This window comes from Ruoffia sp. FAM 26254, from assembly GCF_045528545.1.
Lineage (GTDB): Bacteria > Bacillota > Bacilli > Lactobacillales > Aerococcaceae > Ruoffia > Ruoffia halotolerans.
In genome coordinates this window covers 1-8,312 of record NZ_JBGQQY010000071.1, presented here as the reverse complement: position 1 = coordinate 8,312, position 8,312 = coordinate 1, and the positions used below count along the sequence as shown (strand labels likewise).

The window sequence follows — 8,312 nt, the reverse complement described above, 5'->3', positions numbered from 1 at the left end:
AACATTATTTATTTTGGAAGAGGATTTTCTTCTTTTAAAACTAGAGTTTTTTCATTTAATAGAGATAAGGAAATAATAAAACAAATATTAGGACTTGGTGCATCTTCTATGATAATGAGTGTAATGTCTGTGGTGCAGGGGGCAGTGGTTCTAAATGCCATATCTAAATATGGATCAATAGAAGATATTGCATTTTATGGGGCGGCTTTTCGCATTTTCACTTTATCCTTAACACCTATAATGGGATTGATGAGAGCACTACAACCAGTAACAGGTATCAATTATGGAGCAGGTAAATATGAACGTGTAATAAGTGGCTACAAGACTTTTGCAATTGCAGCGGCTACCCTTACACTACCATTTTGGTTTATTTCTATGGTAAGACCTGACTTTGTTTTAAGTTTAATTTCAAATGAAATTGTAAATGCTACAAACTTACTGTATTTTAGACTTCAAATGTCAATAATACCAATGCTGTCTCTAGTATTTATGGGGATGACGTTCTTCCCTTCTATAGACAAGGGCAAACCAGCAGCTATAATTGGCATAGTAAGGCAAGTGATATTTTATATACCGGTCATGATTTTTTTACCTAGAATATTGGGAGTAGCTGGAGTTTACTACGGAGCACTTGGAATTGATATATTTATAGTAGTATGGACAAGCCTTTGGGTTAAAAAGGAGTTTAGTAAGCTGAGAGAGGTCCAAAAGGAGATAAGACACTTAAAGAATAAAAATATAGCTCTAGAGCTAGAAAGATAAGCTTAGATATAAATTTGTTAAAGTGTGCTAAAAAAGAAGAACCAACTGTTGAGGAACCGAAAGTAGAAGAACCAAAAAAAGAAGAGTCTAAAAAAGAAGAGCCAAAGAAAGAAGAACCTAAAAAAGAAGAGCCAAAGAAAGAAGAACCTAAAAAAGAAGAACCTAAAAAGGAAGAGCCTAAAGTAGAAGAAAATAAATTTAAAAATGATAATGGAATTTTAACATACTTAGATACAGAAAATTCACCTTTTGATGGTCTTGGAGTTAAAATCATTATAAATAACGCTAACAATACTGCTAAATTTATTAAAACTGATTTAGCTGGGAATGAAGGAGTAGATTATTATACTTTCAATTTTAAAGACAATACATTTGAAAAGTATTACTTTGTTTCAGCTATGGGAAACGGATACTATTACTATTATGATTTAACCAATAAAGTACTTACAAAAGTTGAAGATAAAGAGCGAAAAGACTCAACTCAAAGTATGAAAGATGCAGACAGATGGGATAACGCAGTTAAAAATACAGAAGCAGATATTGCAATACTGCAAGACTATTTTAATAAAGAGTATAAAACTTCAATAAAGGATTTTGTAAAATAAGTAATATTTTTATTGATGGAGGACCAAGTTATTGGAATAAAAAGATTTAATAGTTTTAATTATTGTAAAATTTAATATTATTCCAGTTTGTCTTAAATGCAATTATGACAAATTCAGAAAAATAGCTATAAAGATTGATACAACTAGGATAGAGTAGGTTTACTGCTCTGTCTTTTTTTCTTTTTATTCTTTGAGTTTGTCTTAAGGGTTAATTTAGTACACTTTCGTAAAACTAAGAGATCAGCTTAAAATTTGATTAAATAAGATATTAAATAAAAGCATATCAAGGCTCTAAAATCGATTCTAAGGGGTTTTGTATGTTTTCTGGTGCTAAGCCTTATAAGATTAAGTTAAAGCTCATGGACAAGCTAAGGAATGGTTTTATTTGCTATAATTATCAAGGCTAAAGCTAAATAGGAATTTATATGTTTTCTGTATGCTTTAGCCTACTTTTAAAGGAGCAAATAAAAAAATAAAATCAAGGTGGAGATTTTTAGTGGTTTTCTAAAAATACTACCTTTAGTTTATTTAGTGAGTGGTTTAACATCAGAAGATCTTAGACCCCTTTTAAAAAAGGTGCTAACACCCCTAAAACTTATATTAGGGCTTTGCCCTCTGCTAAAGCATTCACCCACACTTACAGAGAGTGAGCTTCAACTAATGGTTGAAGCCTTGTTTTAGTGTGTTTTATAGCTAATAGTAAAGGTAGTATTTTAAAACTTTAAAAAGACAAACTTTTAACATCTCCACCTTGACTATTAATTAAGTTAAAAGTGTAAAATAATATTTATTGATAATCTAAGTCCCCCTAGTGTTCTTTTTAGGGTTTTGATTTTTATTAATAAAGTAGAGAGTAGATATTTATATTATTAACTGAAAAATATAAAGTATTATGATATACTAAAAGTGTAAAATAATATATATTGATAATCTAAGTCCCCCTAGTGTTCTTTTTAAGGTTTTGATTTTTATTAATAAAGCAGAGAGTAGGAGGTAGAATTATATGTCCAATAATATAGAGGATAAGAAAGGTAATTATGAAGTGGTTAGAAATATATTAAGTAGTAGGTATCAAGAAGTAAATGGATATGATTTTTATAGATATATATTTCCTGATAACCAGAACCTAGGAGAGTTATCAGGAAACTACTCAAAGCCTAACGCTATATATTTGTATAGAGATGAGGAAGAAGAAGATCCTGATAGGACTTATAGAAGAAGAATCATGCTTAATGATACATGGGAAGATGATTATATGAACTATGTAGAGTGTAATCATAAGACACTATGTTCAGGATTAGCTTACAGAGATAAAAAGAATAGGTTAGAGAATGCCCAGCAGATGAATGCTTTAGTATTTGATCTTGATTCAGTAGGAGAAAATGAGCTTGAAAATTTATTGCTAAGAATGAGTAAGAAGCCAGGTCTTAGGACACTTCCAGAGCCGACCTTTATAGTTATGAGTGGTACAGGTCTACACATTTACTATGTATTTGATCGACCAGTTGCTTTATATCCAAACATTAAGCTTCAAATGAAAGCTTTAAAATATGATTTAACTTTTAAAATGTGGGAATATAAAGCAACTTCCAAAGAGAAGCAGATTCAATACCAGTCAATTAATCAAGGTTTTAGAATGGTTGGCTCAATAAATGATAAGTATAATCTTCCAGTAATAGCTTTTAAAATTGGAGATAAGGTATCTTTAGATTATGTAAATTCCTATGTAGATGTAAAAGAGAATATGGTTGATGTAAATAGACAGTTTAGACCTAGTCAATATAGTAAAGAAGAAGCTAGGGAGAAGTTTCCTGAATGGTATGAAAGAGTTATTGTTAAAGGAGATAAGAGAGCTAAAAAGTGGGATATAAAGAGAGATCTTTATGATTGGTGGCTAAAACAGAGCTATAAGGTTAAGGGTGGACACAGATATTTTTATTTAATGTGCATGGTTATCTATGCGTTTAAGTGCAATATTCCTAAAGAAGAAGTGGAAGAAGATATGAATGAAAAATTTGAAGAGCTTAAAGATATAGAACATAGTAATCCATTAACTAAAGAGGATTTATATACTGCTTTGGAAGTTTATCATAGAGAATATTATAATTTTACTATTGATGATATAGAGAAACTTACAGATATAAGAATTGAAAGAAATAAAAGGAATTACAGAACTCAAAAACAGCATTTACAGATTGCAAGATCTACTAGGGATATTATCCATGAAAATTGGCGAGAAGGAAATGGTCGTCCAAAAGGTAGTGGGACAAAGGAAAGTCTTGTAAAAGAATATATTGAAGAAAATCCTAATGATAATCCAACAGAAATCGCTAGAGCTTTAAATATTAGTAGACCAACTGTATATAAGTATATGAAAAATTGAGTTCTCTTAAAAAGATAATTTGTAAGAGAAAAGAATAAGTAATATAATACAAAAAAGAAGGTTTTAAAGCTTTCTTTACGAAGGAAAGCGCAAATACCTAGTTATAGTACCTATAACTATTGCGCACCTGCCGTGGGCTAAAAGCAAAAGAATAATCTAGCCACTTTGTAGGCTAGATTATAAGCATAGAAAACCTATCGTTTTTATGCTTATAAAAGAGAAAGGAGTAAAGAAATGGCAAAAGCATTTGCAAGGCAAACCAAGCTAAAAAATGTTGTCGGTCGAAGTCAATATATATCCGACAACCAAAGACAAGAACATATCGTTTTGCATTCCCAGGAAAATATGATCCACTCCTGGAATGAATATGCAGACTATGAAAAGCAAAATAGAAAAAATAAAGAAGAAAATATTCAAGGCAGAGAAATAATTATTGCCCTTCCAAATGAACTAGATCAAGACCGAGAAAAATTAAAAGAAGTAGTTGATGATTACTCTTTTAATCTCTTAGGAGACAATCGAGATTTTGAATATGCAGTCCACTGGAACAAAGAAAAAACAAATCTTCATGCTCATATTATTTACTCCGAAAGAGAAAGACAAAAGAAAGAGCCAAAAAGATATAAAAGAGATTATTATTATAATTATGAAGAAGGGAAGATGTCCAGCAAGAAAGATCCCAATGCTGTTATTACAAAGCATAAGGGAGATATTAAATACGATAAAGAGGGAGAAATAGAGTATACAGATCAGTTTTCTAAGAAAGATACTCAATTTAAAAGCATAGAATACAATGAAAAAATAAAAGAACAACTAGCTGAAATATTAAATAAGCATGATTTTAAATCAAGAGTTTTTGATAATAGAATCGAATTACCTCAAGCAAAACTTTACAAGGGAGCAAGTAAAGATTATAAAGATAAGGTTAGTCAAAGCAACAAGGCAAGGCGAGAATATAACAAAGAGATAGTTAATGCAGTAGATGAAAAGCTTATGCCAATGACAATGGCTATTATAAGAAAAGAAAGTATTATGAAGCAAGTTAAAGAAGAAAATAGCAAGACTAAAAGTATCTCTAGCAGAGGGATTGAAATTATTAAAGAGAGTGTTGAAGAAGTTAAAGCCTATGTTAGAGAGAAATTAGAGAGAATCAAAGAAGTATTTAAACCAAAGCCAACAGCATTAGAGTTAGAAATTAAGTCTTTAGAAGATAAGACAGATCAGAAGATCAATAACTTAACTTATAGTATTGCAGAAAATAAGGCTGAAATTAGAAATGAACTTGAAAAAGCTACTGATGTACGAGATCAAAGAGAACAATTACCTAGTTATAAAGAAGCAGAGAAGCAAGTTAGACAGCATGAAAGTATGATTGATAGATACGAAGATATGAATAGAGAAATTAAATATGTTAAAAGAGAATTAAAAGATGTAGAAGCAGACTATAAAAAATTGAAATTTTACGAAATATTAAAAGAAAAACCTTTAAGTCTTAAGCATGATGAACTTAAAGAGAAATTAGAAAGCTTAGAAAATAAAGTTGGAAGCATTGATATAGATAAGCACAAAAGTATGAAGAAAGAGATTCAATCTAAAATAAACAGAATAAAGAATAAGGAAAATGAACTCTATAAAGAAGAAAAACAATCTTATAATAAAATTGATAGACTAGAACAATTAAATAAAGATCATGAAGAAGAAATAAAAGGTTTAAGATCTTTATTAAAAGAGAGAATATTTGAACTGAAAAACCCTGAACTTGTAAAAAATAGAAAAGAAGAAAAAACTTCTATGAGTGAAAGAATAGCTTCTGCAAAAATAAAAGCAAAAGAAATAAATGAAGAAAGAAAAGAAAAGCCTAATTTTTCTATCGGAGAATTACAAAAGACTCAAAAAGAAATTGACCGTAATAAAAAAGAAAAACTAGATAAGGCAAAGAGAAAATCAAGAGGTGTGAGCCGATAAACAAGAAAAAAAGAAAAATAAAGTATAAAAATAACTGGGTATAATCGTAAAATTGTTATATAGTGAGTAGTACTAGGTGTACTACTAGAGTACTACTAAAGAGGTGGGTAGATGAACAAGCAAATATATACTATTACAGAGCTATCAGAAGAATTAAATCAGGCAAGGCAAAATGTAAGGCGAAGGCTAATAAAGCTTGATATACAAGCCATTAACGAAGATGATAGGGAGTATAAAACTGATCCTTTAGAGTACGATTATCAAGCTTTAGTTAGTTTAGCAGAAGATTTTGGAGTAGTACTAAGAACAAGCTTTAGTACTACTAATGAACAAGCTAGTACTACTAAAGATCAAGCAAATGAACAAGCTGAAAATGATATAATTGAGGTATTAAAAGATCAATTGGAGCATGAAAGAGATCAAAATAAAAAACTATCAAAACTGAATGAAAACTTATTAAATCAGTTAGATAAAAATCAAACATTACTAGATCAGCAACAAAGATTAAGTCTAAATAATATAAATAATATTAAGATGTTAGAGTCAGAATTAGAAGAAAAAAAAGAAGAGAAAGAAGAAAAAGAAAATAAATGGTATCATATATTTAAGAGAAAAAAATAGTTACATATTACAAAAAAATGAGTTTGACACAATAAGAATTGAGTAAAACTCAAAACTATAAATTGATGAACATTAGTAGAATTATGTTCAACTAATTCATAATTAAAGGGAGGTTTATTTCATTAAGAAGAAAAACAAGAATATATGGATTGTGATTATAACAATAAGCATTGCGATATTATTTTCATTAAACTATCTTAAAAAAGATAGTTTAATGAAAATGCTGAACAATTAAGACACTCATTTGATATTATAAGTGGTACTGCTGTTATTGATGACTTATCCCAATGGACACCTTTTGATTGGGATGTGATGTACAGCTTTAGGCCATATGTATCAAAGGAGAGAGTGTATGAGGTTGTTGGATATAAATGGGACAATATAAGTGAAACTGTAAACGAGAATATGAATCAGATAGTATTTCTTAAAGATAATGATGTTATATGTTACTTATACGGATATCCTAATAATACTGGATTAGAATTTGGCTTTGGTGAATATGAAGGTGATTATATAAAATTTAATTCAAATGATTTGATACCTTTTAATAGCACATTTGATGATAAAAATCAGATTAGACATTTTAATTATATTAAAGAGTAATCACTTCGCATCATATAAAATATGTCGTATCATACTAAATATCTATACCTAACTAAAAAAAGCGTCACAAATATTATTAGTATTTATCTGGAGGAGTGAAAATGAAGAAAATTATATTTTATGTACCAGCTATTGTTTTTACAATTCTTTATGGAGTAGTAGCAATTACCAATATTGGAGCTATATCACCCATTGTTGTAGTTTGGTTAGCTTTATTCTTTATTAGTGGCTTTATTCTAAATAAGAATATATCCTGGGGTAGTTTATTGGGAGCATTACCTGCAATCCATATAATTTATATGGGGACACAAGAAACGGGACAAATTATCAATGAAATGACGATAGGAATTGTTCTCCTAATATTTTATATTACTTGTGGATATTTTGTCTATAGAAATAACAAAATAAGCAAAGAATAATCTATACTGCTTATAATAAGCAGTATTTTAGAAGAACAATATGTTGCATACTATTTATCTTATGCGTCGCTGGATAGCTTATAATTTTGAAAGTGCCAGCTTGTCTTAATACTAATTAAGACAAACTCAAATAGTGCCTTGAAAACTATTTAAAATAAAAAGGAGTGTTTCAGATGAATAGGACATTAAAGAAAAGAAAAGGAAAACAAAAAGAATTTACTCTAAATGGCAACATGTGGAATGTCATGTTTCAATTATCTTGGCCAGCGGTAATTGCTATGATCTTATATGGATTAAATGCCTTTATAGATGGTGTGTTTGTTGGTAATTTTGTAGGAGAAACTGCCTTGGCTGGAGTTTCATTTGCTTATCCACTTACGCAAATAAGCCTTGGTTTAGGTTCATTGATAGGAGTAGGTGCGGGGTCAGCCTTAAGCATCGCCTTAGGTAAAAATGACAAGAAGACACAAGATAGGTTAATAGGCAATGTAAACTATCTTTCATTAATCATAACAGCTATTTTTATGGTTTTAGGACTTGTCTTTTCATCTCAGTTGATAAAGATAATGGGTGGTCAAGGACAAACTTTAGATATAGGAAATAGTTATTTTAGGATTACTATACTTGGCTCGTTGTTTTGGGTATATGGGTTAGCAGGAAATATGATAGTAAGGGCTGAAGGAAAGATGAAATCAGCAGCTATAATGATGGCTTCAGGATTAATAGTAAATGTCATTGCAAACTATATATTTATAGTTATCTTAGATTTTGGAGTAGAGGGAGCTGCATGGGGAACAAATATAGGTATGGGTGTCTATTCCCTAGTCAACATTATTTATTTTGGAAGAGGATTTTCTTCTTTTAAAACTAGAGTTTTTTCATTTAATAGAGATAAGGAAATAATAAAACAAATATTAGGACTTGGTGCATCTTCTATGATAATGAGTGTAATGT

General features: G+C 29.8%; 8 protein-coding genes. All 8 read left to right on the top strand.

The annotated features are described in order from the left end of the window. On the top strand, positions 1–762 hold a 762-nt coding region (locus ACEN3Z_RS11190; protein WP_407090916.1), incomplete at its 5' end, for an MATE family efflux transporter. A 14-nt stretch (positions 763–776) separates the two neighbouring features. Further along, a complete protein-coding gene (locus ACEN3Z_RS11185; protein WP_192984454.1) occupies positions 777–1,367 on the top strand; it encodes a hypothetical protein in 591 nt (196 codons plus the stop codon). A gap of 1,003 nt (positions 1,368–2,370) precedes the next feature. Beyond that, the gene (locus ACEN3Z_RS11180) at positions 2,371–3,750 is read left to right on the top strand and encodes a hypothetical protein (protein WP_087059213.1); all 1,380 of its coding nucleotides are present in this window, start codon (positions 2,371–2,373) and stop codon (positions 3,748–3,750) included. A gap of 234 nt (positions 3,751–3,984) precedes the next feature. Further along, positions 3,985–5,715 carry a hypothetical protein gene (locus tag ACEN3Z_RS11175; RefSeq protein ID WP_087059215.1) on the top strand — a complete coding sequence of 577 codons (1,731 nt, stop codon included), beginning with the start codon at positions 3,985–3,987 and terminating at the stop codon, positions 5,713–5,715. A gap of 111 nt (positions 5,716–5,826) precedes the next feature. Continuing rightward, positions 5,827–6,336: a hypothetical protein gene (locus tag ACEN3Z_RS11170; protein WP_192978342.1), complete on the top strand. Its 510-nt coding sequence runs from the start codon at positions 5,827–5,829 to the stop codon at positions 6,334–6,336. 348 nt (positions 6,337–6,684) lie between these two features. Next, positions 6,685–6,939 carry a hypothetical protein gene (locus ACEN3Z_RS11165; RefSeq protein WP_087059220.1) on the top strand — a complete coding sequence of 85 codons (255 nt, stop codon included), beginning with the start codon at positions 6,685–6,687 and terminating at the stop codon, positions 6,937–6,939. A 101-nt stretch (positions 6,940–7,040) separates the two neighbouring features. Further along, entirely contained in the window at positions 7,041–7,358 is a 318-nt protein-coding gene (locus ACEN3Z_RS11160; RefSeq protein ID WP_087059222.1) for a hypothetical protein, read from the top strand. 173 nt (positions 7,359–7,531) lie between these two features. Further along, the coding region (locus tag ACEN3Z_RS11155; protein ID WP_407090915.1) for an MATE family efflux transporter at positions 7,532–8,312 on the top strand (781 nt) is incomplete at its 3' end.

Bases quoted from the DNA above. Each gene is read 5' to 3' on its own strand.
- ACEN3Z_RS11180 (WP_087059213.1), top strand. From the start codon at position 2,371: ATGTCCAATAATATAGAGGATAAGAAAGGTAATTATGAAGTGGTTAGA.
- ACEN3Z_RS11175 (WP_087059215.1), top strand. From the start codon at position 3,985: ATGGCAAAAGCATTTGCAAGGCAAACCAAGCTAAAAAATGTTGTCGGT.
- ACEN3Z_RS11170 (WP_192978342.1), top strand. From the start codon at position 5,827: ATGAACAAGCAAATATATACTATTACAGAGCTATCAGAAGAATTAAAT.
- ACEN3Z_RS11160 (WP_087059222.1), top strand. From the start codon at position 7,041: ATGAAGAAAATTATATTTTATGTACCAGCTATTGTTTTTACAATTCTT.